Raw genomic sequence first — 25,752 nt, forward strand, 5'->3', positions numbered from 1 at the left:
GCAAGCAGGAGGACTGAGGCGATGCGGTGGCGTGGACTGTGGATGCTGGCGGTGGCGCTGGGCCTGGCCGCCTGCGGCGAACGGTCGCGCGATGCCGGGGCCGACGCATCGCCGGCATCGCAGTCCGGCGCGCACTACCGGATGGCGGTGGAGCAGCGCCGCGCCGAACGCGTGGCGCAGTTGCGCGCCCCGTCCAGTTGGCTCAGCTATACCGGCTCGGGCCGGCTGCGCAGCGGCGAGTACCGGGTCGGCAGCGCGGCAGGCAACGACGTGCAGCTGCCGGCCGGTCCGGCGCACCTGGGCCGCCTGCGCGTGGATCCCGATGCCGGGGTGTTCTTCGAGGCCGCGGCGGACGCGGCGGTGACGGTGCGCGGGCAGCCGTTCGGCGCCGGCCGCCTCGGCACCGACGCGGCGCACGGCACCGAGACGCGGCTGGCGCTGGGCGAGCAGGAGTTCTACGTGGTGCGCACCGGCAACCTGTTCGGCTGGCGCTTCCGCGATCCGCATGCGGCCGCGCGCAGCGGCTTCCGCGGCATCGACTATTTCCCGGTCGATCCGCGCTGGCGCGTGGTGGCCGACTGGCATCCGGCACCGGCGCCGCGCGCGATCGTCCTGCTCACCTCGATCGGCACGCCGCAGCCGCTGGCGCTGGCGGGCAGCGCCGAATTCACCCTCGACGGCCGCCGTTACCGGCTGCAGGCGATGCGCGAGGACGACGGCAAGCGGCTGTTCTTCCCGTTCTCCGACCGCACCAGCGGACGCGAGAGCTACGGCGGGGCGCGCTACCTGTTCGTCGAACCGCCGCAGGGCGCGCGCATCGTGCTGGACTTCAACCTGGCGCAGAACCCGCCCTGCGCGTTCACCGCGCACGTGGTGTGCCCGCTCGCGCCGGTCGCCAACCGCCTGGAACTGGCGGTGACCGCGGGCGAGAAGAATTACGTCGGTCCGCGCTGAGCGCGCGGCGCTGCGGCGTCGCGCAGCTCGGGCGTGGCAGGAACGTGCGCCGGCGTGGCGGGCGCTTCCGTAGGAGCGGCTTCAGCCGCGACAGGCAGCCTGGCGGCCCATGTCGCGGCTGAAGCCGCTCCTACAGGGGCGCGATCGGGACGTTTCCGCTGCCCGCAAGCGCGTCCGCCGAAGGCACGTACGGCGTCAGCGCCACCGCCTCCAGCACCTGCGTCCAGGGAAAGCGCGGGCCGGGATCGAGCTTGCGCTGCACCTGCAGCGCCGGATCGTCGCTGGCCGGTTCGCGGCTGCGGTCCAGCGCGTCGTGGCCGGCGATGCGGCGCAGCTGCGGCAACTGCGCCTGCAACTGCCGCAGCAACGCGATCAGCGCCTGGATCTGCGCCGGCGGATACGCCTCGTCCATCGCCTGGTGGCGCGAATCCAGCCAGTGCGGGTAGCGTCCGCGGTTGACCAGTTCGATGCCCAGTGACTGCGGGTTGTAGCCGCGCACGTGGTGCGCGACGCGCTGCAGCGGCACGTACTGGTGCACGCTGCCGTCGCGGTCGATGTAGAAGTGGCCGCTGTTGCCGGTGCCCGACGGATACAGCACGCGTTCGCCGTAGGCGCGCGCGCTGGCCAGGTCGGGCAGTTCGGTGCAATGGATCACCGCCAGCTCGATCGCATCCAGCGTGCGCGCCTGCAGCCGTTCGACGTAGGGCAGGGGAGCGGTGTGGATCGGCAACGGCGGGGTCTGCGACATGCGCGGATGCTAGCATTCGCCGATCGCTCTGAATCCTGGTGACGACTCTGAATCCCGACAGCCCGCTGGCGACGCTGCTCGCCACGTTGCCGCGCGCCGGACGCGTGGACTGGATAGGCCTGCGTTCGGCGCGCGACGTGCCGATGCTCGAGGTGGCGCAGGCCGTGGCGCATGCCGACGGCGGCCTGTTCGGCGACCGCTACGCCGGCAGCAGCGGCAAGCGCGGCGTGACCCTGATCCAGGCCGAACACCTGCCGGCGATCGCCGCGCTGGCCGGCCATGCGCAGGTGGCGCCGGCGACGCTGCGGCGCAACCTGGTCGTCTCCGGCATCCCGCTGATCGCGCTGAAGGGGCGCCGCTTCCGCATCGGCGACGTCGAGCTGGAAGGCATCGCGCCGTGCGATCCGTGCTCGCGGATGGAGGATGCGCTGGGGCCTGGCGGCTACAACGCGATGCGCGGCCATGGCGGGCTGTGCGCGCGGATCGTGCACGGCGGCACGCTGCGGCTGGGCGACGCGGTGGTGGCGCTGTGAGCCGCGGCCACTGCATCCTCGCGCACGGTTTCGAGAGCGGCCCGGACGCGATCAAGGTCGCGGCGCTGGCCGAGGTCGCGCAGCGCCTGGGCTGGAGCCACGAACGCCCGGACTTCACCGACCTGGACGCGCGCCGCGAGGTCAGCCAGCTTGGCGACGTGCCGATGCGGCTGCAGCGCCTGCTGCAGCTGGCGCAGGCCGCGGCGCAACGCGGCCCGGTCGTGCTGGCCGGCTCCAGCCTGGGCGCGTACATCGCCGCGCAGGTGTCGCTGCAGGTGCCGGTGCGCGGCCTGTTCCTGATGGTGCCGCCGACGCGGATGGGCTGGATGCCGGCGCTGGACGCGGCGCCGGTGCCGATCTCGATCGTGCACGCCTGGCACGACGAACTGATCCCCGCCGCCGAGGTGATCGCCTGGGCGCAGGCGCGCGCGGCGCGGCTGCTGCTGGTCGACGACACGCACCGGCTCGGCGCCCACGTCGAGACCGCGGCGCATGCCTTCGCCGAATTGCTGGAAACGCTGTGAGCGGCGCATCGCGCGCGGCAGGCCGCAGCCGCCGGAGCCCCCGATGGACCTGAACATCCGCGCCGAAACCGCGGCCGACCATGCCGCGATCGAGGCGCTGACCCTGGTCGCGTTCTTCCGCGTCGCGCACAGCCGCCACGACGAACAGCTGAGCATCGAGCGGCTGCGCGCCGACGGCGCGCTGACCCTGTCGCTGGTCGCCGAGCACGACGGCTACGTGGTCGGCCATGTGGCGGTGTCGCCGCTGCAACTGTCCGACGGCAGCCGCGGCTGGTACGCGCTGGGGCCGCTGTCGGTGGGGCCGGGCCACCAGCGCCAGGGGCTGGGCACGCGACTGGTGCGCGAGGCGCTGGCGCAGCTGCAGGCGCTGGGCGCGGCTGGCTGCGTGGTGCTGGGCGAGCCGGCGTTCTTCGCGCGTTTCGGCTTCGCTCCGGAACCGGGGCTGGTGCTGCCCGGCGTGCCGGCCGGGGACTTCCAGGCGCTCGGCTTCGGCGACCGCCTGCCGCCGGTGGCCGAGGCCGACTACCACGACGCGTTCCTGGCCGGCGGCTGAGCGCCGCCGCCGCAGTGCTGCCGGGTACGCGGCGGCACGGGTTACCATCGCCATCCCGATCCGCGAGTTGAGGCTTCCTCCGATGCGCCATTGATGCCGCCGTCTTCGACGGCCTCGTCCGTTCCTGCCGACCCGGCGGGCGCGACCGGCATCTGTGGAGGTTCCATGACGCATCCCCTGCTCGCGCTGCAACGCGCGTCGTATGTCCTGCCCGACGGCAGGATCCTGTTTTCCGATCTGGATTTCGCGCTCGACGCGCGGCCTACCGGCCTGGTCGGCCGCAACGGCGTAGGCAAGAGCGTGCTGGCGCGGCTGCTCGCCGGGCAGCTGGCGCCGAGCGCCGGCAAGTGCCACCGGCATGGCCGCGTCCACTACCTGCCGCAGCAGATCGTGCGCGCCGCGCACGACACGGTGGCGGCGCTGGCCGGCGAGCGCCCGGCACTGGACGCACTGGCGCGGATCGAGGCCGGCAGCACCGATCCGGCCGACTTCGACGCGCTCGGCGAGCGCTGGGACATCGCCCAGCGCGTGCGCGCGGAACTGGAGCTGCACGGGCTCGGCCACCTGGCGCCGGAGCGGCCGGCGCGCACGCTCAGCGGCGGCGAGGCGATGCGGGTGGCGCTGCTCGGCGCGTGGCTGTCCGCGGCCGACGTGCTGATCCTGGACGAACCGAGCAACCATCTGGACCACGCGCAGCGCCGGCATCTGCAGCAGCAACTGCAGCGCTGGCCGCACGGCCTGCTGCTGGTCAGCCACGACCGCGCCTTGCTGGAGCCCATGCAGCGCACCGTGGAGCTGTCCACGCTGGGCCTGCGCGACTACGGCGGCGGGTACGCGTTCTACGCCCAGTGCAAGGCGCAGGAACGGCAGCAGGCGCTGGACGAGCTGGAGCGGTGCCGGCACGAACGCCGCCGCCAGGGCGAGGCGCTGCACGAGCAGCAGGCGCGCCAGCAACGGCGCAACGCGCACGGCCGCCGCCAAGCGCAGGACGCCAACCAGGCGCCGATCCTGCTCGGCGGGCAGAAGCAGCGCAGCGAGCACAGCGCCGGCAGGCAGCACCGGCAGCTGGCCGCCGCGCACGCCCGGCTGTCCGCCCAGGTACGCGAGGCCGCGCGCGCGGTCGAGGTCGCCGCGCCGATCGCCCTGTTCGCGCCGGCACCGGCCGCGGCGGCGGCGCGCCGGGTCGCCGACCTGCACGGGCTGCGGCTGCCGTACGCGCCGCCGACGCGCGCCGCACTGGACCTGCGCATCGGCGGCCGCCAGCGGATCGGCGTGGTCGGGCCCAACGGCAGCGGCAAGTCGACCCTGCTGCGGGTGCTCGACGGCCAGCTGGCGCCGGTGGCCGGGCGCTGCGCCGTGCCGGTGCCGAGCGCCTACCTGGACCAGTCGCTGCAGCTGCTCGACCCGGCGCGGCCGGTGCTGGCGCAACTGCAGGCGGCCAACCCGGCCGCCGACGTCGCCGACCTGCGCACGCGGCTGGCCCTGCTCGGCCTGGATGCGCAGCGCATCGGCGTGCCCAGCGGCCGGCTCAGCGGCGGCGAGCGGCTGAAGGCGGCGCTGGCCTGCGCGTTCTACCGCGATCCGCCGGCCGAGCTGCTGTTGCTGGACGAGCCGGACAACCACCTGGACCTGGACGCGCGCGAGGCGCTGCGGCAGGTGCTGCTGCAGTATCCGGGCGCATTGCTGGTGGTCTCGCACGATGCCGCGTTCCTCGACGGCCTGTGCCTGGACACGCGCCTGCAGGCCGACGCCGACCGCTGGCGGCTGGCGCCGTGGTGAGCGTGCGGCGCACGCCGCGGGCTGCGCCCACCGGCGTGGATCGCGGCCCGGGCTGGTAATGGCGGGCGCGATGGCCGACCATTCGCGTCTTCCCGTCCGTTGCCGCCGCCCGCCCGTCGCGGGCCGCGCTGCCGCGATACGCGCGGGGCGGGCCCGGCGCCCGCCCGCGCATTCCTCCTTCTCCGTGTGGTCCGCATTCCCGTGAAATTCTTCGTCTCCTGCGCCAAGGGCCTGGAATACCTGCTCGTCGACGAGCTGCTCGCGCTCGGCGCGGCCAAGGCCACCGCCACCGTGTCCGGAGTCAATGCCGAGGGCGAACTGCGCGATGCGCAGCGCGCGGTGCTGTGGTCGCGCCTGGCCAGCCGCGTGCTGTGGCCGCTGGACGAATTCGATTGCCCCGACGAGACCGCGCTGTACGCCGGCGTGGCCGCGCTGCCGTGGCGCGACCACCTCACTTCGCAGCACACCCTGGCGGTGGACGCGCACGTGTCCGGGACCGCGATCACGCATGCGCGCTACGCCGCGCAGCGGGTCAAGGACGCGGTGGTGGACACGCTGCGCGGCGAGGGCCTGGAGCGGCCGTCGGTGGACGTGGAGCAGCCGGACCTGCGCCTGAACCTGTCGCTGCGCAAGGGCCGCGCCACGCTGTCGGTGGACCTGGGCGGCGGCTCGCTGCACCGGCGCGGCTGGCGTCAGGCGCAGAACGAAGCGCCGCTGAAGGAGAACCTGGCCGCGGCGGTGCTGCTGCGCGGGCAGTGGCCGCAGCTGTACAAGCAGGGCGGCGGCCTGCTGGATCCGATGTGCGGCAGCGGCACGCTGCTGATCGAAGGCGCGCTGATGGCCGCCGACGTGGCCCCGGGCCTGCTGCGCGGCGACCTGGCCGCCGCGCGCCGCGGCGATGCGGGGCCGCTCGAGTTCAGCGCCGCGCCGAGCCGCTGGCTGGGCTTCGACCAGGCGGCCTGGCGCGAGCTGCTGGCCGAGGCGCGGCAGCGCGAGGCCGCAGGCCGCGCCGCATTGCAGCCGGTGATCCACGGCGGCGACATCGATCCGCATGCGATCCGCGCCGCGCGCGAGAACGCGCAGGCCGCCGGGGTCGCCGCGGCGATCACGTTCGAGGTGCGCGACGTCGCCGACCTGCGCACGCCGGCGCAGGCGCTGGGCACGGTGGTGTGCAATCCGCCGTACGACGAGCGCCTGGCCGCCGACACCGCGCTGTACCGGCGCCTGGGCGAGGCGCTCAAGCGCGCGGTGCCGCAGTGGCGCGCCAGCCTGCTGTGCGGCAATGCCGACCTGGCCTACGCCACCGGCCTGCGCGCGGCCAAGAAATACCAGATGTTCAATGGCGCGCTGGAATGCCCGTTGATCGTCTGCGACCCGATCGCGGTCGCGCAGCGCGAGCCGGCCGAGGCGCCGCGCGCGCTCAGCGACGGCGCGCAGATGGTCGCCAACCGGCTGCGCAAGAACCTGCGCAAGTTCAAGACCTGGCGCGCGCGCGCGCAGGTCGGCTGTTTCCGCGCCTACGACGCGGACCTGCCCGAGTACGCGGCGGCGATCGACGTGTACCAGGAAGACGGCGGCCAGGCCCGCACCTATCTGCACGTGCAGGAGTACGCCGCGCCGGAAGAGATCCCCGACGCCGACGTGCGCCGCCGCCGCAACGAACTGCTGGCCGCCGCGCGCGAGGTGTTCGCGGTGCCGGCCGAGCGGGTGGCGCTGAAGTCGCGCGAGCGCGGCAAGGGCGGCAGCAAGTACGGGCGCTTCGAGCAGCGCGGCGAGTTCCTGGTGGTGCGCGAACATGGCGCGCTGCTGCGGGTCAACCTGTTCGACTACCTGGACACCGGCCTGTTCCTGGACCACCGCCCGCTGCGCGGGGCGATGGCGCAGCAGGCGCGCGGCAAGCGCTTCCTCAACCTGTTCTGCTACACCGGCGTGGCCAGCGTGCAGGCGGCGGTGGCCGGCGCCGATTCCACCACCAGCGTGGACCTGTCCGGCACCTATCTGCAGTGGTGCGCCGACAACCTCGCCTTCAATGGCAAGGGCGGCGCCCAGCACCGGCTGGTGCAGGCCGACGCGCTGACCTGGCTGGAGGCGGAGAAGAACCGCTACGACGTGATCTTCTGCGATCCGCCGACCTTCTCCAACTCCGCGCGCGCCGAGGATTTCGACATCCAGCGCGAGCATGTGCGGCTGCTGCGCGCGGCGGTGGCGCGGCTGATGCCCGAGGGCGTGCTGTACTTCTCCAACAACTTCCGCCGCTTCAAGCTGGATGCGGACGCGCTGGCCGAATTCGCGCTGTGCGAGGAGATCACCGCGCAGACCATCGACCCGGATTTCGAGCGCAACCCGCGCATCCACCGCGCGTGGCGCTTGCAGCGGCGCTGAAGGCGGGCCGGTAACGCCCGCCGGATCGGCGTGATCCAGCTGTCGTTGGCCGTGAGAGCGGTTCTTTGTGGGAACGACTTCAGTCGCTCCCACGATGGGCCGTGAGGCTCAGCTGTCGCTGTGCCGCGCCACGGTCTGCGTGGCGGCGCGCGGCTGCATCCCGTCGCCCGGCTCGCGTTCGCTCCAGTAGTCCTGGATCTGCAGGATCTGCGGCAGGATCGCGGTGAACAGCGCCACCAGGCGCGGCTCGAAGTGGGTGCCGGCCTGCTGCTGGAACAGCTCCATCACCTGCGCCAGCGGCCATGCCTCCTTGTACGGGCGCCGCGTGGTCAGCGCGTCGAACACGTCGGCCAGGGCCACGATCCGCGCCGACTCCGGAATGTCTTCGCCGGCCAGGCCGGCCGGATAGCCGCTGCCGTCCCAGTGCTCGTGGTGGTACAGCGCGACCTCGGCGGCGAGCCGGAACAGCGGTGCGTTGCTGCGGCTGAGGATGTCGTGGCCGATCTGCGGATGGCGCTTCATCACCCGCCATTCGTCCTCGTCCAGCGGCCCGGGTTTCTTCAGCACCGCGTCGGGGATGCCGATCTTGCCGGTGTCGTGCATCGGCGCGGCCTGCTCGAGCAGGTTGGCGTCCTCGCTCGACCAGCCGGCGGCCACCGCCAGCGCGCGCGCGTAGGCGGCCATGCGCCAGATGTGGGTGCCGGTGTCCGAATCGCTGTAGTGGCCGGCCATGCCGAGCATGCGGATCGCGTCGCGGTGGCTGCTGGCCAGGCTGGCGGCGCTGACCAGCGACAGGTGGGTGCGCACCCGCGCGCGCAGGATGCTCGGCGAATACGGCTTGGTGATGTAGTCCACGCCGCCGGCCTCGAAGCCGATGCTCTCGTCGGCGTCCTTGTCCTTGCCGGTGACGAAGATGATCGGGATCGCCGCGGTGCGCGGATCCTGCTTGAGCGTGCGGGCGATGGTGTAGCCGTCCAGGTCGGGCAGGTCGACGTCGAGCAGGATCAGCGCCGGGCGGTGCTTGACCACCGCGCGCAGCGCCTCGGCGCCGTTCTTGGCGAAGGCCAGCGCGTAGTCCTCGCGCAGGATCTGCCGGATCAGCGCCAGGTTGCTGGCCTCGTCGTCTACGCACAGGATCGGAGGGTGGGCCATCGTGGTTCCTTGTCGTGTGCACGCCGCCACGCCCGGACCGGGGCGCAGCGGCGGATGCTATTGGATTGCCTCTGCTTGCCAGCGCCTGACTTTAGTTTCGGCCTCGCGGAAGGAGAAGCTCTCCACCAGCTGCCGCAGCTCCGTCGCCATCGCCGCCGGCAGCGACGGCGCCAGGCCGTGCAGCACCTGTTCGACGCGGTCCGGGTCGTCGCTGTCCAGCGCCTGCAGCAGCAGCTGCAGCTGCTGTCGCAGCGGCATCGCGGGCGCTGCGGCGCCGTTGCCGGCGGCGACGTGCGTGGCGCGCGCGGCCGGCGGCGCCTGCACGGCGGTGGCCTCGGCCTCGGCCACGAAGCGCCCGATCGCCACGGCGGTGGCGGCCATCGCCGTGTCCAGCGCCGCGATCGCCGCGCCGGCCGCGGCCGGCGCCTCGCTCAGCTGTTCCTCCAGCGCGGCGCTGGCCGCGACCAGCGCCGGCAGCGCCAGCGAACCGGCCGAGCCGCGCAGCTTGTGCACGTAGGAGATCGCCGCCGCCGGCGCCTCCGGATCCAGCAGCGCCTGCAGCATCGCCGCCGGGTCGGGGTTCTCCTGCAGCAGCTTCAGCAGGTAGCGCTGGTAGGGCGCGCGTTCGCTCCACAGGCGCTGCGCCTGGGCGGCGTCGAGCAGCTGCGGATCCGGATCGGGCCAGACCTCGGCGGCGGACGCCGGCGCCGGCGCGAGCGGCGCCGGCACGCGCAGCGGCAGGAACTGGCGGATCACCGCGATCAGTTCCTCGACCTGGAACGGCTTGGCGATGAAGCCGTTCATGCCGCTGGACAGCGCCAGGTCCTGCTGCTGGCGGTAGGCGCCGGCGGTCAGCGCGATCACCGGCAGGTGCGCCAGGCGCGGGTCCTCGCGCAGCAGGCGGGTGGCCTCATAGCCGTCCAGGGTCGGCATCTGCACGTCCATCAGCACCAGCTGGAAGCGGCTGGGATCGCGGCGCAGCCGCTGCAGCGCCTGCTCGCCGTCGTGCGCCAGTTCCACCAGCGCGCCTTCGCCCTCCAGGATGCGCTGGGCGACCTCGCAATTGATCTCGCTGTCGTCGACCACCAGCAGCCGCGCGCCGGCCAGGCGCGGGGTGCCGTCGCCGCTGAGCAGGGGCGCCGGGCCGTCGCCGCGGCGGCGCGCCAGCAGCGTGGCGATGGTGCGGTACAGCGCCGAGGCGGTGACCGGCTTGGTCATCACCGCGTCCACGTCGCTGGGCGCGTGGTGCTGTTCCTCCAGCAGGCGCCGCTCGTAGGCGGTGACCATGACGATGATCGGCTGCCGCTCCGGCGTCGATTGCGCGCGGATGCGCTGCGCCACGCTCAGCCCGTCCAGGTCGGGCATGCGCCAGTCGAGCAGGATCACGTCGAAGCCGTCGCGTTCCGGGCTGGCCGCGGCGACCGCCGCGGTGCCGCTGGACACCGCTTCCACCTGCCAGCCGAAACCGCTGGCGATGCTGGCCAGGTTGTTGCGCACCAGTTCGTGGTCGTCGGCGATCAGCACCCGCCGCGCCTCCGGCTGTTCCACTTCGGCGGCCGGCGCCGGCAGCACTTCGAAGCTGATCGCGAAATAGAAATCGCTGCCGCGGCCGGGCGTGCTCTGCACCTCGAGCTGGCCGCCCATCAGTTCCACCAGGCGCCGGCTGATGGTCAGGCCCAGGCCGCTGCCGCCGTAGCGGCGGCTGGTGGAGGTGTCGGCCTGCAGGAACGGCGAGAAGATCACGCTCTGCTTCTCGCGCGCGATGCCGATGCCGGTGTCGCGCACCGAGAAGAACAGCTTGACCTTGCCGGGCTCGGCGCTGGGGAAGCTGCGCACCGACAGCGCCACCTCGCCCTGCTCGGTGAACTTGATCGCATTGCCGACCAGGTTGATCAGCACCTGGTTCAGGCGCAGCGCATCGCCGCGCAGCCAGCGGCAACCGGCCGGCAGCGGCTCGACGATCATCTCCACCGGCTTGGCGCTGATCGCCGAGGTCATCAGCGCGGCGATGTTCTCCAGCAACTGGTTCAGGTCGAACGGTTCCGATTCCAGGTCGATGCGCCCGGATTCGATCTTGGAGAAGTCGAGGATGTCGTTGATGATCTCCAGCAGCGAACGCGCCGAGGCGTCGATCTTCTGGATCATGTCCTTGGCCGCCTGCGGCAGCTCGCTGTGCTGCAGCAGGTACAGCATGCCCAGGATCGCGTTCATCGGCGTGCGGATCTCGTGGCTCATGTTGGCCAGGAAATCGCTCTTGGACTGGTTGGCGGTCTCGGCCGCGTCGATCGCCAGGCGCAGCTCGCGTTCGTGGCGCTTCTGCTCGGTCAGGTCGACCGCGATGCCGAGGTAGCCGATCACCTGGTCGTTGTCGTCGCGCAGCGTGCTCAGCGTCAGCAGCACCGGGAACGGGCGGCCGTCCTTGCTGACGTAGGTCCATTCGCGGGTGTCGCTGCGGCCCAGCGTGGACAGCGCGGCCACCGACTCGAACGCCGGCACCACCGCCATGCCCGATTGCGCGGCCATGTGCTCGGCGCGGCTGGCCAGTTGCTCCGGATCCAGGAACAGGCCGGTGGCCTTGCGCCCGATCATCTCGTGCGCGGCGTAGCCGAGCATGGTCTCGGCGGCCGGGTTGAACAGGGTGATGGTGCCGTCCGGGCCGGTGGCCACGATCGCGTAGCCGGCGTTGGCCAGGATCGCGCGCTGCAGCGCCGAGTAGGTGACCAGTTCGCTGGTGCGTTGCGCCACCTGCTGCTCCAGGGTGGCGTTGAGTTCCAGCACCCGCGCCTCGGCGCGCACCCGTTCGGTCACGTCGTGCAGCAGGTGCGAGTGGCCGACGACGTCGCCGTCGGTGTCCAGGATCGGCGAGGCGCTGGCCAGCACGCTGACCACATGGCCGTCGCGGTGCCGCAGTTGCCGCACCGCGCCGGCGCCGTCGTTGGCGGCGCCGCGCACCTGCGCGCCGAGCAGGTCCTGCAAGGGCTGGCCGATGGCCTGCGCCGGCGCGTAGCCGAAGATGTGTTCGGCGGCCGGATTCCAGTGGGTGATGCGGCCGTCGCGGTCCTCGGCCACGATCGCTTCGCTGGAACCGCCGACCAGCGCGGCCAGCTGGGTCTGCTCGCGCAGGATCAGGTCGCGGCGATGGCGGCCGGTCAGGTACAGGTACAGCAGCGCGGCGAGCAGCAGCGAGATGCCACCGACCAGGCCGCCGGCCAGCAGCGGCGGGGTCTGGTTGAGCGAGCGCACGAAACCCGGTGTCGCCTGTGCGCTGAGCAGCCAGCGCCGGCCGTAGACCGACAGGCTACGCTCGGCGTGCAGGCCGGTGGCCGGCGCCTGCGCGGCAGCGTCGCCGCCGCGGTAGAACGGCTGCGCGGGGTGCTCGCTGTCGGCCAGGGTCAGCAGCAGCTCGCTGCTGTGGTCGGGCGAGGAGGCCAGCACCTCGGCGATGTTCAGCGGCGCATAGGCCCAGCCGGTGGTGGCCTGCCAGCGCTGTTCCGGGGTCTGCAGCGGCAGGCCCTCGCGGTAGATCGGCAACAGCAGCAGGAAACCGCTGTGGCCGACGCCGGGGCTCTGCACCAGGCGCACCGGCGCGGTGATGGTGGGCTTGCCCGAGCGGGCCGCGGCGATGGCGGTGGCGCGCCGGGTCGGCTCGGAGGCGATGTCGAAGCCGTGCGCCGGGTTGTTGGTCCGCCGCGGCTGGATGTACAGGATCACGAAGCGGTCGCCGGCGTGCGGCGCCATCTGGCTGATCTGCAGCGACGGCGCGCCGTCGCTGCGCGCCTGCTGCAGGAAGGCGGCTTCGTCGGCCGGGGCGACCCGGTGGATGTAGCCGAAGCCGCGCACGCCGGGGAACTCGCGCCGGTACTCGCGCGAGTCGCTGTAGCGCTCGAAGCGCTCGCGCGAGATGCGGTCGCCGCCGGCGGCGATCACCGCGCCGCGCGCGCCGCGCAGGCCGTGCTCGTAGATGTCCATCCGCTGCTGCAATTCGTTGGCCACGTGCGAGGCGAGCTGCTGGAAGCGGTCGCGGCTTTCCTGGCGGTTGTGCGCGTGCACGCTGCGCGCGATCAACGCCGCCGCCAACATGCCGAGCACCAGCACCGCCAACGCGGCGACGAGCGCCAAACGCGCAGGGCCGGCGGCGGGTGTCCAGTGGTTGTTCGACATGAGCCCCTTTCCTTTGGCGAACGCGGGCGATGCGCAGGCACCGCCGTCCTTCCGCTCCGTACGCGAGGTTGGCCTTCACGATTGCGCGCCGGCCCTGCCCCGACCGTGCACGCCACGCTAGCGCGATCGTTGCCGCCGTACCAGCCCCCGCGCAGGGCTGGGGCAACGGTTCAGACCATCATGGAATCAGCGTGACGGCTGCGTGGAGCGCGAGCCCGATCAGGCCGCCGACCAGGGTGCCGTTGAAGCGGATGTACTGCAGGTCGCGGCCCACGCTCAGTTCCAGCTGTTCCACCAGGTGACGCTCGTCCCAGCCCTTCACGGTCTGCGCGATGTGCTCGGTGACGCCGCTGCGCAGGCGCTGGGTCAGTTTCTCCGCGCCGCCGAGAAGGTGCTGGTTGAGCGCGTCGCGCAGCGCGCTGTCCTGCGCCAGCGACTGGCCGAGCGCGCCCAGCGAGCGCTGCAAATGCTGCACCAGCACACCGTCGCTGCGCGACAGGTCCTCGCGCAGGCTGGCGTGGATCTGGTCCCACAGGCCCTGCACGTAGTCCTGCACGCCGGGATGCTCGATCAGGCGCTGCTTCATCGCCTGCAGCTTGTCGGCGGTGGCCGGGTCGCTGCGCAGGCGCTGCACGTAGCCGCCGAGCCAGCGCTCGTAGTCCTGGCGCAGCGGATGCTGGGGCTGCGACAGCACGTCCTGCAGCTCCTCCAGCAGCGCGTGCGCCAGGCGTTCGGCCAGGGTGTCGGCGATGCCTTCCACCGGCTTGACCCATTCCACCGTGCCGACCAGCTTGGGCCATTCGCGGCGCGCGTACTTGACGATCATCGCCGACACCCGCTGCTTCACCGCCGCATCGTCCAGGTGCCGCCCGAGCCGGGTCAGCGCCTCGTCGAGCAGCGCCTGGTGGCGGCCGTCGGCGGTGAGCAGGCCGAGGATCTCGCCGGCGGTCGCCGCCGCGTTCCACTCGCGCAGGCGCGCGACCACGAAGCCGTGGATGCGGCGCCGCACCGCGGCCTCGTCGAGCAGGTCCAGCGCCTGCAGCGCCCAGCCGCGCGCCAGTTCGGCCAGCTTCCCGGCCTGCACCGGTTCGGCCAGCCACTGGCCCAGCCGCGCGGCCGGATCGAACGCGCGGAGCTTGGACAGCAGCGCCGCCGGCTCCAGGAAATGGTCGCGCACGAACACCGCCAGGCTGTCGGCGATGCGCGCCTTGCCGTGCGGGATGATCGCGGTGTGCGGGATCGGCAGCCCCAGCGGATGGCGGAACAGCGCCACCACCGCGAACCAGTCGGCCAGCGCGCCGACCGTGGCCGCCTCGCAGAACGCGCCGATCCACGCCCAGGCGCCGTGCATGCCCATGACGTGGCTGAGCAGGAAGCCGGCCAGCATCGCCAGCAGCAACAGCGCCGCCAGCAGCTTCATGCGCCGCAGCTGCGCGCGGCGCGGATCGGGCGGCATCGACGGGTTGGAAGCGGCGCTCATGCCGGCCAGTGTACGCAGCGGCGGGTTAGGCGGATTTCATCGCGCCGGCGCGGTGGCTGCATGCGCAGCGATGTATGGAACCATGGTCAACCATCACAGTTCGGACGACGTACCTGCGCGGACGCCGGGTCGCACTCGGCGGTGTGGGCGTTCCGCGCGACGCCCATGAAGGACATCCGCCGCCACGCGACCGACGCTGCGCCCGGGGCGACGGCCCGGGCCGGCAGGCCGACGCATCGGACGGGCGACAGCCGGTGGCATGCGACACCAGCGCGCCGTTCTTCCAGGACGTGGTGGCACCAGCTACCGAAGCCACGCTCGCAACCCGTGCGTGCCGGTCTCGATGGAGCGGGGCAACCGATCAATCCCGCAGCCGCGCCCGCAGCGCCGCCACTTCCTCGCGCAGCGCCTGGTTCTCGGCGTCCAGCTCGGCCACGCGCAGGCGCAGCGCGGCGAGTTCGGCCCCGCCTTGCGCGGCGTCGCCATTGCCGTCCGCGTCGGCGGCCGGGGTTTCGCGCGGCTTGCGCTTGGCTTCGCGGGCGCGCTTGGCCGCCTGCCTGAGTTCGTCCTTGCCGGCCCGGGCCGCGGCGCGCTGCTCCTCTTCCGGCAGGCTGGCCACCGCGGCGGCGGCGTTGATCGAGATCGCCCCGGACTTCACCGCCTCCACCACCTCGGCGGTGGCCTGCTTCTGGATCTTCTCGATCTGCACCACCTGGCTGTTGCTGAGCCGCGCGGCGCGCGCCAGCTCGGCGCGGCTCAACGGCGCCGGCGCCGCCTCGCCGTGCGCGCCGGCGTCGCCGGCAGTGGCGGGTGCGTCGGCCCAGGGCGCGGCATCGTCGTGCGCATCGGTGGCCGCGGCCTCGGTGCCGTCGGCCGTTGCCGCGGTCGGCGCGGCCACGCGGCTGCGCCGCGCGGCCAGGATCTCGCGCTTGCGCAGCGCCAGCACGCCGCGCTGGAAATCGGACACGCTGCGCCGGCCCAGATGCTGGTCGATCATCCACAGGTGCACGTCCTGCAGCGACTGGAAGCGGGTGTTCTGCACGGTCTGGAACGGCAGCCCGTGTTTCTGGCAGATGCCGTAGCGGTTGTGCCCGTCGACCAGGATCTCGCCCCACAGCACCAGCGCATCGCGGCAGCCCTCGGCCAGCAGGCTGCGCTCCAGCGCCGCGTATTCGTCGGCGGTGAGCGGATCGATGTAGGCCTTGAGGTCTTCGTTGACGACGATGTTCATCGGGGCAGGGCACGGCGTTGCGACGGGGGCGGCATTGTAGGGATTTGCGCGGGTCCGCGCCTGGCGTTGCGCGGCCGTTGACGCTGTGCCGGACCCGGCACAGAATCCGCACGGCCTGGCGATCGGGGGATCGCGGCCGGGCCGATGGGGAAGCGACGATGATCTTGTGGGGCTGGGGCGAGCGCGACGTCGCCTGTGGCATGGAAGAGCGCCAGTTCTGCCCGCGCTGCGAGCAGGAGCGCGCGTTCGCGATGCGCCTGCGCTATTCGTACGGGCACTTCTACCACCTGTTCGGCTGGGTCCGCGAAAAGCAGTACCAGTTGGTATGCCCGGTGTGCCACCACGGCTGGCTGCTGAACCAGGCCAGCGCCGAAGGCCTGCTGCAGGCCGTGCCGATCCCGTTCCACCAGCGCTGGGGATGGCTGGTGATGCTGGTGCTGGCGGTGCTCATTGCAGCGGCGGTGCTGCTGCGCGGTGGCGGCGCGTAGCCGTCGCGGTCGTCCGCCTTGGCCATCGCCGCGCCCGTTCTGCTGTAATGCGCGGCCCTGCCACCGATGATGCCCCATGCCCGTTTGCGCAACCGGACGCCGCCGTCTGTGGTTGACCGCCGCCATTGTGGCGACGATCGCCGCCGGCTTGGCGTCGCGGCAGTTTCCGTGGCTGCTGCCGTCGTGGCTGGGCAAGTTTCCCGGCGATGCGCTGTGGGCGCTGATGGTCTATCTCGGCCTGGCGTGGCTCGCGCCCCGCGCGCGGCCGCTGCGGGTGGCGGCCGTGGCATTGGCCGTGTGCTGGCTGGTGGAAGCTTCGCAGCTGTACCGCGCGCCATGGCTCGACGCGCTGCGCGCCACCACGCTGGGGCGCCTGGCCCTGGGCTCGACGTTCGTGTGGCTGGACCTGCTCGCCTACGCGGTGGGCGTGGCCGCCGGCGCGTGGCTCGATCAGCGCTGCGCCCGGCGATGAACGCGTATCTGGTTCCGAGGAACATGGTGCCTGGCGCTCGGGCGCCGGCTCGACGAAGGGAAGGGCCGCTGCGCAACCGCGCAACGGCCGCAGCGCTCAGCCGACCACCACCTCGCTGATCTGCATCACCGGGGTCAGGTCGGTGTAGTTCTTGATGTCGCCGAGGATCTCGTCGGCGTGCGGGCCGAAGCCGGCCTGGAACGCGTCCACCGAGTCGCTGAAGATGTGGCACATGCCGACGTAGGTGGGGTCGCTGCCGGGCGCGCCGCCGGACAGGCCCCTGTCCACGGTGTAGTGCCTGCAGGCATCGCCCATGCGCGCCTTGAGCAGCGGCATGTGCGTGTCGCGGTAGTAGTCGTGGTCGAAACGGGCGCCTGGCGTGTACGGGTACATCACGCTTACCTTGATCATCGTGCTGCTCCTGTCGGTGGTACCGCGAAGGTCGGCCACCGCGGATCTGGCCGGCGCTGCGCAAGGCTAGCACCGGGCGCCGGTGCCGATAAGTGCCGCGTCAGGCCCAGGCAAGCCGGTAGTGGCCGGGGCCGGTCCAGGCGATCCGCAGGAAGGTCCCGCTCAGCAGGCCATGCTCGCGCAGGTGCGCGAACACCTCCGCCGGGCACCACTCCCTGCCGTCGGCGAAGGCCACGCCCAGCGCACGCAAGGCGCCGAACGCGGTGGCCTTGTGCGCGTCGTCGGCGACCTGCAGCGTCCATGCATCGCGCGGCGCCGCCGCGGCGAAGCCAAGCGCCGCCAACGCGCCATGCAGCCGATGGTCGAGCGCCCTGACCCGGATCGCATCGCCGTCGGCTTTTTCCACATAGGCGGCGAGCGGCTCATCCATCGGACGGCCACGCTGCTGCGGCAGGGCGGTGACTGGCCATCGTCGCCGAGTGCAGGGCGCACAACGTGCAGGCCATGCTGCGCCTCATTTCATCGTCGGCATCGCGAACTCGGCGTCGCGCGCGGCCGCCGGCCAGCGCGCGGTGACGGTCTTGCGCCGGGTGTAGAAGCGCACGCCGTCCGGGCCGTGCACGTGCAGCGGACCGAACAGCGAGCGCTTCCAGCCGCCGAAGCTGTGGAACGCCATCGGCACCGGGATCGGCACGTTGATGCCGACCATGCCCGCCTGCACGCGCCGCGCGAAGGCCTGCGCAGCGCCGCCGTCGCGGGTGAACACCGCTGCGCCGTTGCCGTATTCGTGCGCGTCGATCAAGTGCAGCGCGGCCTCGGCGTCGGCCACGCGGACCACGCACAGCACCGGGCCGAAGATCTCCTCGCGGTAGATGCGCATGTCGGCGCGCACGTGGTCGAACAGGCTGCCGCCGAGGAAGAAACCCTCGGCCGTCGTCGGCGTTTGCGCGGCGCGGCCGTCGACCACCAGCGTGGCGCCGTCGGCCACGCCGCTGTCGATGTAGCCGCGCACGCGCTCGCGGTGCGCGGCGCTGATCAGCGGGCCCATGTCCGGTTCGTCGGCGCCGGCGCCGAGGGTCAGCGCGGCCACGCGCGGGGCCAGCTTGGCGACCAGCGCGTCGGCGATCGCATCGCCCACGCACACCGCCACCGAGACCGCCATGCAGCGTTCGCCGGCCGAACCGTAGCCGGCGCCGAGCAGGGCGGAAACGACGTCGTCCAGGTCGGCGTCGGGCAGCACCACCAGGTGGTTCTTGGCCCCGCCCAGCGCCTGTACGCGCTTGCCCAGCGCGCTGCCGCGCGCGTACAGGTCGGCGGCGACCGGGGTGGAGCCGACGAAGCTCAGCGCCTGCACCTGCGGATGCGCCAGCAGTGCGTCCACCGCCGGCTTGGCGCCGTGCACCACGTTGCACACGCCGTCCGGCAGACCGGCCTCGTGCAGCCACTCGGCCAGCAGCAGCGACGCGGACGGGTCGCGCTCGGAGGGCTTGAGCACGAAGCTGTTGCCGCAGGCCAGCGCCACCGGCAGCATCCACAGCGGCACCATCGCCGGGAAGTTGAACGGGGTGACGCCGGCGACCACGCCCAGCGGCGCGTATTCGCTCCACGAATCCACGCCGCGGCCGACGTCGACCGAATGCTCGCCCTTGAGCAGCTGCGGAATGCCGCAGGCGAACTCCACCACCTCCATGCCGCGGGTGACCTCGCCGCGCGCGTCGGACACCACCTTGCCGTGTTCGGCGCTGATGCAGCGGGCGAGGGTGTCGGCATGCCGTTCGAGCAGCTCGCGCAAGCGGAACATCACCCGCGCACGCTGCAGCGGCGGCGTGGCGGCCCAGGCCGGGAACGCCTGCGCGGCGGCGGCGACCGCGGCATCGACCTCGCGCGCGCCGCCCAGCGGCACGCGCCGCACCGCCGCGCCGCTGGCCGGATCGAACACCTCGGCGTGGTCACCGCCGTCGGACGCGACGCGGCGGCCGCCGATGTAGTGGGACAGGGATTCGATCATGCTCGGCGCTCCTCGGCGCTCCTCGGCGCTCAGCCCAGCGCGTCCAGCGGCCGCACGAAATCCTCGCCCAGCGCCTGCGCCACCGCGCGGTGGGTGAGCTTGCCGGCGTGCACGTTGAGGCCGTTGCGCAGGTCCTGGTCGTCGCGCAGCGCCTGCAGGCCGTGCTCGGCCAGCTGCAGCACGAACGGCAAGGTGGCATTGGTCAGGGCGAAGGTGGAGGTGCGCGCCACGCCGCCGGGCATGTTGGCCACGCAGTAGTGGACGATGCCGTCGACCTCGTAGGTCGGCTGCTGGTGGGTGGTGGCTTGGCTGGTCTCGAAGCAGCCGCCCTGGTCGATCGCCACGTCCACCAGCACCGAGCCCGGCCGCAGCAGCGCCAGCTGCGCGCGCGACACCAGCTTGGGCGCGGCGGCACCGGGGATCAGCACCGCGCCGATCACCAGATCGGTGTGCGGCAGGCGCTCCTCGATCGCGTCGCGGGTGGAATACAGCGTGGTCAACTGATCGCCGTACAGTTCGTCCAGGTACTTGAGCCGTTCCAGCGAACGGTCCAGCACCGTCACCCGCGCGTGCAGGCCCATCGCCATGCGCGCGGCGTTGATGCCGACCACGCCGCCGCCGATCACCAGCACTTCCGCCGGCTTGACCCCGGGCACGCCGCCGAGCAGCACGCCGGAGCCGCCCTGCGCCTTCTCCAGCGCGTGCGCGCCGGCCTGGATCGCCATGCGTCCGGCGACCTCGCTCATCGGCGCCAGCAGCGGCAGCCCGCCATGGCCGTCGGTGACGGTCTCGTAGGCGATCGCGGTGCAGCCCGAGCGCAGCAGCGCGCCGGCCTGCGCCGGGTCCGGCGCCAGGTGCAGGTAGGTGAACAGCAACTGCCCCGGGCGCAGCATCGCGCACTCGTCCGGCTGCGGTTCCTTGACCTTGACGATCATGTCGGCCTGCGCGAACACGCTGGCCGCGTCGTCGGCCAGGCGCGCGCCGGCGCGTTCGTAGTCCGCGTCGGCCAGGCCGATGGCCTGGCCGCCGTCGCGCTGCACCAGCACCTGGTGCCCGTGCAGCACCAGTTCGCGGACCCCGGCCGGGGTCAGCCCGATCCGGTATTCGTGGTTCTTGATCTCTTTCGGGACGCCGACCAGCATGAGCGGTTCTCCAGGCATGCGGCGCGCGTGGGGAGCGCGGAGCGGGTTGGGTGGGTGGAATCAGGGCGTGCCGCGGATCATGTCGGCGAGCACGGCGAAGATGCGGTCGATGTGCTCGCGCTCCACGATCAGCGGCGGCGACAGCGCGATGGTATCGCCGGTGACGCGGATCAGCAGGTCGCCCTCGTGGAAGCAGCGCTCGAAGATCTCGTAGGCGCGCGCGCCCGGCGCGCCGTCGCGCGGCGCCAGCTCGATCGCGCCGACCAGGCCGAAGTTGCGGATGTCGACCACGTGCGGCAGGTCCTTCAGCGCGTGGATCGCCTGCTGCCAGTAGTCGCCCAGGTCGATCGCCCTGTCGAACAGGTTCTCCTCGGCGTAGGTGTCCAGCGTCGCCAGCGCCGCGGCGCAGGCCAGCGGATGGCCGGAATAGGTGTAGCCGTGGAACAGGTCGATGGCGCCGGCCGGGCCGTGCGCGAAGGCATCGTGGATCGCGTGCGAGACGAACACCGCGCCCATCGGCACGCAGCCGTTGGTCAGGCCCTTGGCGGTGGTGATCAGGTCCGGGGTGACGCCGAAGCGCTGCGCGGCGAAGGCGTTGCCGACGCGGCCGAAGCCGGTGATCACCTCGTCGAAGATCAGCACGATGCCGTGCTTGTCGCACAGCTGGCGGATGCGCTGCAGGTAGCCCTGCGGCGGCAGCACCACGCCGGCCGAGCCGGAGATCGGCTCGATGATCACCGCGGCGATGGTCGAGGCGTCGTGCAGCGCGACCAGCCGCTCCAGGTCCTCGGCCAGTTCCGCGCCGTGCGCCGGCAGCCCCTGCGAGAACGCGTTGCGCCCGATGTCCAGGGTATGCCGCAGATGGTCCACGCCGGGCAGCAGCGGGCCGAACCACTTGCGGTTGTTCGGCAGCCCGCCGACCGAGATGCCGCCGAAGCCGACCCCGTGGTAGCCCTTCTCGCGGCCGATGAAGCGGGTGCGCTGGCCTTCGCCGCGGGCGCGGTGGTAGGCCAGCGCGATCTTCATCGCCGTGTCCACCGATTCGGAGCCGGAGTTGGTGTAGAACACGTGGTCCAGCCCGGGCGGCGCCAGTTCCACCAGCCGTTCGGCGAGCACGAACGGCAGCGGCGAGCCCATCTGGAAGGTCGGCGCGAAATCCAGCGTGGCGATCTGTCTGGACACCGCCTCGACGATGCGCGGCCGCGCGTGCCCGGCATTGCAGCACCACAGCCCGGCGGTGCCGTCGAGGATCCGGCGCCCGTCCACGCTGCGGTAATGCATGCCCTCGGCCGAGGCCAGCAGCCGCGGCCGCGCCTTGAACTGGCGGTTGGCGGTGAACGGCATCCAGAACGCGTCCATGGCGTCGGGCGCCTGCGTGGCCTGGGCGGCGTAGTGGTCGGCCAACGCCTGGGAGGAGGGGGGCGGCTCGGGACGCATCGCAGGCTCCAGGCGAGAGGGTGTTGAAAAAACTTTACACCAACCGCGGCCGCGGTGGCGGAGCGGTCTCCACCCTGCCGCGACCGCGCCGCCGCCCGCCGCGCAGGCCGCTGCGTGGTCCTGTGCCGGCGAAATGGCGCCAAGACACGCGTGTCCGGCCGCGCCGGCCGGCCGCAACGCGCAGCGCGGCGCAAATTGACCGCCAGGACCGGCTGTGTAAAGTATCCGGCAACACCGTCCCGGCTCTCCTCATCACGCGATGGATATCGGCGCCCGCCTGCACCGGGTTCGCACCGCCCACGGGCTGAGCCAGCGCGAGCTGGCCAAGCGCGTGGGCGTGACCAACAGCACCATCTCGCTGATCGAGCAGAACAAGGTCAGCCCTTCGGTGAGTTCGCTGAAGAAGGTGCTGGACGGCATCCCGATCTCGCTGGCCGATTTCTTCACCCAGGACCTGGACATCGGCGTGGCCGACGCGCCGTTCTACCGCGCCGACGAATTGCCCGACGTGGGCAGCGACGGCATCCACTACTACCTGGTCGGGCAGCACCGCCCGCAGCGGCAGATGTGCATCCTGCGCGAGGTGATGCCGCCGGGCAGCGACACCGGCAGCGCGATGCTGGTGCACGAAGGCGAGGAGGGCGGGGTGGTGGTGGCCGGCGAGGTGGAGGTCACCGTCGGCAGCCTGGTGCGCGTGCTGCGCGCCGGCGAGGGATACTATTTCGAGAGCCGGGTGCCGCATCGGTTCCGCAACGTCGGCAGCGACGCGGCGGTGATCGTCAGCGCCAATACCCCGGCCACGTTCTGAGCGGCGCGCGCCGCGCCTGGCCGCGATCGCACGACCGCAATTCCATTCCTTTCCGCCGACCCGGAGCCTGCCGATGAACGCACCCCGTACCCGCGCTGCATGGCAGGCGATGGCCGATGCGCTGCAGCTGCGCACCCAGGCCTTCATCGACGGCCGCTACGTCGATGCGGCCAGCGGCAAGACCTTCGATTGCGTCAGCCCGATCGACGGCCGCGTGCTCGGCCAGGTCGCCGACGGCGGCGCCGAAGACATCGAATGCGCGGTCGCCGCGGCGCGGCGCAGCTTCGACGCCGGGCACTGGTCGCAGGCCAGGCCGGCGCAGCGCAAGAAGGTCCTGCTGAAGCTGGCGCAGCTGGTCGAGCGGCATGCCGACGAACTGGCGCTGCTGGAATCGCTGGACATGGGCAAGCCGCTGCGCGACGCGCGCAGCGTGGACGTGGCGGCCACGGTGCGCTGCCTGGCCTGGACCGGCGAGGCGCTGGACAAGCTCTACGGCGAGGTGGCGCCGACCGGGCACGACGAACTGGGCCTGATCACCCGCGAGCCGCTGGGCGTGGTCGGCGCGATCGTGCCGTGGAACTTCCCGCTGCTGATGGCGGCGTGGAAGATCGCCCCGGCGCTGGCGGCGGGCAATTCGGTGGTGCTCAAGCCCTCGGAGAAGTCGCCGCTGAGCGCGCTGCGCCTGGCCGAACTGGTGGCCGAGGCCGGCATTCCCGACGGCGTGTTCAACGTGGTGCCCGGGTTCGGCAAGAGCGCCGGCGAACCGCTGGCGCTGCACATGGACGTGGACGGGCTGGTGTTCACCGGCTCCACCGCGGTCGGCAAGCGCCTGCTGCAATGCGCCGGGCTGTCGAACATGAAGCGCGCATACATGGAATGCGGCGGCAAGAGCCCGAACCTGGTGTTCGCCGACGCGCCGGACCTGGAGCAGGCGGCGCAGGCCGCGGCCGGGGCGATCTTCTACAACCAGGGCGAGGTCTGCACCGCGGCCTCGCGGCTGCTGGTGGAGCGCCCGATCAAGGACGAGTTCGTGGCCCGCGTGGTCGCCGCCGGGCGCGCGCTGCAGCCGCGGCACCCGTTCGACGACGACGCGGCGATGGGCGCGCTGGTGGACGAGGCGCAGACCCACCGCGTGCTCGACTACATCGCCCGCGGCAACGAGGAAGGCGCGCGGCTGCTGCTCGGCGGCAAGCGCGTGGACGTGGTGGCCGGCGGCTGCTACGTGGAGCCGACCATCTTCGACGAGGTCGGCCACGAACACACCATCGCCCGCGAGGAGATCTTCGGCCCGGTGCTGTCGGTGATCGCCTTCGACGACGAAGCGCACGCGCTGCGCATGGCCAACGACAGCGACTACGGCCTGGCCGCGGGCGTATGGACCCGCGACATCGGCCGCGCGCACCGCGTGGCGCGCCAGCTGCGTGCCGGCAGCGTGTGGGTCAACTACTGGGACGGCGGCGACATGACCGCCCCATTCGGCGGCTACAAGCAATCGGGCAACGGCCGCGACAAGTCGCTGCATGCGTTCGACAAGTACACGGAGATGAAGGCGACCTGGATCAATCTGGCGGTTTGAGCCGGGATTGGGGATTGGGGATTGGGGATTCGCAAGGGCGCCGCGGCTGCGCTTTTTCGCTTTTGTAGGAGGGGCTTCAGCCCCGGTGCCTTACCGGTGACGCGTCGGGGCTGAAGCCCCTCCCACAGAAAAGCGGCAGGGCTGGAGTTGAACAGGAAGCTGCTTTTTCCTCTCTTTCTAAAGACCGCGCTTCAATCGCTTGACGGCGATTCGCCCCGCCGCGGCATCCTGCAATCCCGAATCCCGAATCCCGGCCCCTCAGCCCCGCTCGACCCGGCACGCGAAGCAGCCCTGGCGCGCATTGTGCAGGTGCAGGTAGCGCACCTGCGGGTCGTCGAACGCGCGCTCGATCGCGGCGGCGATCGCGTCGCCGGGATGCACGTCGGCGGCGACCATCATGTCGGCGGCGTCGTAGCCGCGCAGCGAGATCAGCCGCGCGCGGATCGCATCGGGGACCTGGCCCGGCACCGTGGCGGCGGTCTGCGCATGGCGACGCACGTAGATCGGCCCGGCGGCGCGATAGGGCGTGTCCGCCGGCTGGTGCAGGTAGTGCAGCAACAGCAGTTCTTCGCCGATCGCAGCGTCCTGAAGGCTGACCCGGCACGGGAAGCCCCGCGCCTGGTCGGCGATCACCCGGCGCGCGCCGAGCGCGTGCAGCTCGGCATCGGACAGTGCGAACAGCGGGGCGAAGGGTGCCGGCGACAGGCCGACGCAGAGGAAAGCGGACATGCAGGCGCTCCAGGTGGAAAGCGCGAAGCATGCCTGCCGCCCGCGCGGCCGGCTGGCCGGATTCGGACGCCGCAGCGGCGAGCGTCGCCAATGCGATCACGTGCTGCTGGCCGAGGACTACTTCCTCGTCGACAAAGGAACGTTGGCGCGTTCCAGGCCGCGATCCCGTGGAGCGTGCGGACCCAGTCCCCCGCCTGCAGCCCGCCATCGATTTCCACGTATCCGCCACAAACCTCGGATCGGCACGACGCGCGCGACCGCCAGCGCCGCCGCGCGCTGCACGAGGCGCGCAGGCCGGACACGTGGAGATCGTCCATCACTCCAACCGATACGGCACCGGTACCCGCTGGCGCGGCGCCCGGCGTTGCTGGCGATTCCAACCGGTTGTCGGCCACGCCGCCGCCGCGCGGTGCCGATGCGCGGCGATCGCGCGGCCGGATCGCGTCAGCGCGGCACGTAGTCGGCGAAGCCGACCGGATGCCCGGGATCGGCGGCATCCACCCGGTCGGCGTCCTTCACCAGCGCTTCGGCATCCGGGCGCTGATCCGGATTCAGTTCCCAGCGCTGCCGGATGCGCTTGTGGAACATCCAGGTCTTGCGCTCGGGCAGGTAGCGGAAAGTGATGTAGTCGCTCCAGTGCTGGCCGCAGGAGACGCTGTTCTGCACGGTGAAGAACCTGCCCTTGACCGCGAACGGCTCGTCGCTGTCGGTGAACGGATCGCACTGGCCGCCATCGTCGCGCTTGAGCACCACGCGGTCGTTGCGCGCGGCCAGCCGGTAGTGGCCGTCGGCCTGCTGCACGAAGATCAGCAGCGGCCGCGCCGGCGCCGGCTCGCGCTCGGCTTCGCCGCGTTGCTGCAGCGCCACCAGGTAGTCGGCGCGGCCGTCCGCGTCCAGGTCGGCGCGCTGCTGCGCCAGCGGCAGGTAGCCTGCCGGCAGCTGGCGCAGCACGTCTGCGGGAAGATCGGCGGCGCGGGCGCCGTGTGTGGCCAGCAGCAGGAGGCCGGCGGCGAGGCCGAAGCGGAACGAGATGGGCATGGGGGTCGCGTCGAAACGAGGGCCGCAAAGCCTAACCGACCGGCACGCAAGCGGCGCTGTCGCGCTGGCGCGGCATGCGATGTACGTGGTGCGACCGCTTTTCTTGCTGGTCCGCAGAGCAACAGCGCCATGCAGGCGTGGATCGA

General features: G+C 72.2%; 22 protein-coding genes. 10 read left to right on the forward strand and 12 right to left on the reverse strand.

Features of this window, described 5'->3' with window-relative positions:
- Positions 1–21: 21 nt before the first annotated feature.
- Complete coding sequence (locus tag OCJ37_RS07680; protein WP_263113073.1) at positions 22–954, forward strand: DUF1684 domain-containing protein; 933 nt, start codon at positions 22–24, stop codon at positions 952–954.
- A gap of 130 nt (positions 955–1,084) precedes the next feature.
- Here the strand turns inward: OCJ37_RS07680 and OCJ37_RS07685 are convergent, their stop codons facing one another.
- Positions 1,085–1,702: an N-acetylmuramoyl-L-alanine amidase gene (locus tag OCJ37_RS07685; protein ID WP_263113074.1), complete on the reverse strand. Its 618-nt coding sequence runs from the start codon at positions 1,700–1,702 to the stop codon at positions 1,085–1,087.
- A 38-nt stretch (positions 1,703–1,740) separates the two neighbouring features.
- Between OCJ37_RS07685 and OCJ37_RS07690 the strand changes: the two genes are divergently transcribed.
- The 5 genes from OCJ37_RS07690 to rlmKL all read left to right on the forward strand — a co-directional run bounded on the left by OCJ37_RS07690 (position 1,741) and on the right by rlmKL (position 7,473).
- Entirely contained in the window at positions 1,741–2,235 is a 495-nt protein-coding gene (locus OCJ37_RS07690) for an MOSC domain-containing protein (protein WP_263113075.1), read from the forward strand.
- Entirely contained in the window at positions 2,232–2,759 is a 528-nt protein-coding gene (locus OCJ37_RS07695; RefSeq protein ID WP_263113076.1) for an alpha/beta fold hydrolase, read from the forward strand. The genes OCJ37_RS07690 and OCJ37_RS07695 overlap by 4 nt, the downstream gene beginning before the upstream one ends.
- Positions 2,760–2,802: 43 nt before the next feature.
- Entirely contained in the window at positions 2,803–3,312 is a 510-nt protein-coding gene (locus tag OCJ37_RS07700) for a GNAT family N-acetyltransferase (protein ID WP_263113077.1), read from the forward strand.
- A 165-nt stretch (positions 3,313–3,477) separates the two neighbouring features.
- Positions 3,478–5,091: an ATP-binding cassette domain-containing protein gene (locus OCJ37_RS07705; RefSeq protein WP_263113078.1), complete on the forward strand. Its 1,614-nt coding sequence runs from the start codon at positions 3,478–3,480 to the stop codon at positions 5,089–5,091.
- A gap of 201 nt (positions 5,092–5,292) precedes the next feature.
- On the forward strand, positions 5,293–7,473 hold the full coding sequence (gene rlmKL / locus OCJ37_RS07710) for a bifunctional 23S rRNA (guanine(2069)-N(7))-methyltransferase RlmK/23S rRNA (guanine(2445)-N(2))-methyltransferase RlmL (RefSeq protein WP_263113079.1): 2,181 nt from the start codon (positions 5,293–5,295) through the stop codon (positions 7,471–7,473).
- A gap of 108 nt (positions 7,474–7,581) precedes the next feature.
- On the opposite strand, the gene OCJ37_RS07715 is transcribed toward rlmKL, so the two are convergent.
- The 4 genes from OCJ37_RS07715 to OCJ37_RS07730 form a co-directional block, all read right to left on the reverse strand.
- On the reverse strand, positions 7,582–8,625 hold the full coding sequence (locus OCJ37_RS07715; RefSeq protein WP_263113080.1) for an HD domain-containing phosphohydrolase: 1,044 nt from the start codon (positions 8,623–8,625) through the stop codon (positions 7,582–7,584).
- 57 nt (positions 8,626–8,682) lie between these two features.
- Positions 8,683–12,786 (reverse strand): CHASE domain-containing protein, encoded by a 4,104-nt coding sequence (locus OCJ37_RS07720; RefSeq protein ID WP_263113081.1) that lies wholly within the window; start codon positions 12,784–12,786, stop codon positions 8,683–8,685.
- A gap of 178 nt (positions 12,787–12,964) precedes the next feature.
- Positions 12,965–14,266 (reverse strand): DUF445 domain-containing protein, encoded by a 1,302-nt coding sequence (locus OCJ37_RS07725; protein ID WP_263113082.1) that lies wholly within the window; start codon positions 14,264–14,266, stop codon positions 12,965–12,967.
- Positions 14,267–14,627: 361 nt separating this feature from the next.
- Positions 14,628–15,497 carry a plasmid replication/partition related protein gene (locus OCJ37_RS07730; protein ID WP_263113083.1) on the reverse strand — a complete coding sequence of 290 codons (870 nt, stop codon included), beginning with the start codon at positions 15,495–15,497 and terminating at the stop codon, positions 14,628–14,630.
- Between the two features lie 158 nt (positions 15,498–15,655).
- Here OCJ37_RS07730 and OCJ37_RS07735 point away from each other — a divergent pair, with 158 nt between their 5' ends.
- Both OCJ37_RS07735 and OCJ37_RS07740 read left to right on the forward strand, forming a co-directional pair.
- Positions 15,656–15,985 carry a hypothetical protein gene (locus OCJ37_RS07735; protein ID WP_263113084.1) on the forward strand — a complete coding sequence of 110 codons (330 nt, stop codon included), beginning with the start codon at positions 15,656–15,658 and terminating at the stop codon, positions 15,983–15,985.
- A 112-nt stretch (positions 15,986–16,097) separates the two neighbouring features.
- The gene (locus tag OCJ37_RS07740) at positions 16,098–16,457 is read left to right on the forward strand and encodes a ribosomal maturation YjgA family protein (protein ID WP_263113085.1); all 360 of its coding nucleotides are present in this window, start codon (positions 16,098–16,100) and stop codon (positions 16,455–16,457) included.
- A 96-nt stretch (positions 16,458–16,553) separates the two neighbouring features.
- Here OCJ37_RS07740 and OCJ37_RS07745 read toward each other — a convergent pair whose 3' ends face one another.
- From OCJ37_RS07745 to OCJ37_RS07765, 5 genes are all read right to left on the reverse strand, one after another.
- Entirely contained in the window at positions 16,554–16,868 is a 315-nt protein-coding gene (locus tag OCJ37_RS07745; protein ID WP_263113086.1) for an EthD family reductase, read from the reverse strand.
- Positions 16,869–16,968: 100 nt separating this feature from the next.
- On the reverse strand, positions 16,969–17,298 hold the full coding sequence (locus tag OCJ37_RS07750; RefSeq protein WP_263113087.1) for a hypothetical protein: 330 nt from the start codon (positions 17,296–17,298) through the stop codon (positions 16,969–16,971).
- Positions 17,299–17,382: 84 nt separating this feature from the next.
- Positions 17,383–18,876, reverse strand: a complete 1,494-nt coding sequence (locus OCJ37_RS07755; RefSeq protein WP_317633221.1) for a CoA-acylating methylmalonate-semialdehyde dehydrogenase — start codon at positions 18,874–18,876, stop codon at positions 17,383–17,385.
- 29 nt (positions 18,877–18,905) lie between these two features.
- Positions 18,906–20,018, reverse strand: a complete 1,113-nt coding sequence (gene ald / locus OCJ37_RS07760) for an alanine dehydrogenase (protein WP_263113088.1) — start codon at positions 20,016–20,018, stop codon at positions 18,906–18,908.
- 60 nt (positions 20,019–20,078) lie between these two features.
- Positions 20,079–21,455 (reverse strand): omega-aminotransferase AptA, encoded by a 1,377-nt coding sequence (locus tag OCJ37_RS07765; RefSeq protein WP_263113089.1) that lies wholly within the window; start codon positions 21,453–21,455, stop codon positions 20,079–20,081.
- 259 nt (positions 21,456–21,714) lie between these two features.
- Here OCJ37_RS07765 and OCJ37_RS07770 point away from each other — a divergent pair, with 259 nt between their 5' ends.
- Together OCJ37_RS07770 and OCJ37_RS07775 are read left to right on the forward strand one after the other, a co-directional pair.
- The gene (locus tag OCJ37_RS07770) at positions 21,715–22,263 is read left to right on the forward strand and encodes a type II toxin-antitoxin system RelB family anti-toxin (RefSeq protein WP_263113090.1); all 549 of its coding nucleotides are present in this window, start codon (positions 21,715–21,717) and stop codon (positions 22,261–22,263) included.
- Between the two features lie 73 nt (positions 22,264–22,336).
- Complete coding sequence (locus OCJ37_RS07775) at positions 22,337–23,839, forward strand: aldehyde dehydrogenase (RefSeq protein WP_263113091.1); 1,503 nt, start codon at positions 22,337–22,339, stop codon at positions 23,837–23,839.
- Between the two features lie 258 nt (positions 23,840–24,097).
- Here OCJ37_RS07775 and OCJ37_RS07780 read toward each other — a convergent pair whose 3' ends face one another.
- Positions 24,098–24,568, reverse strand: a complete 471-nt coding sequence (locus tag OCJ37_RS07780) for a DUF1203 domain-containing protein (protein WP_263113092.1) — start codon at positions 24,566–24,568, stop codon at positions 24,098–24,100.
- Positions 24,569–25,012: 444 nt separating this feature from the next.
- A complete protein-coding gene (locus OCJ37_RS07785; RefSeq protein ID WP_263113093.1) occupies positions 25,013–25,606 on the reverse strand; it encodes a hypothetical protein in 594 nt (197 codons plus the stop codon).
- Between the last annotated feature and the right edge of the window lie 146 nt (positions 25,607–25,752).

It is taken from the genome of Xanthomonas sp. AM6, assembly GCF_025665335.1.
GTDB lineage: Bacteria > Pseudomonadota > Gammaproteobacteria > Xanthomonadales > Xanthomonadaceae > Xanthomonas_A.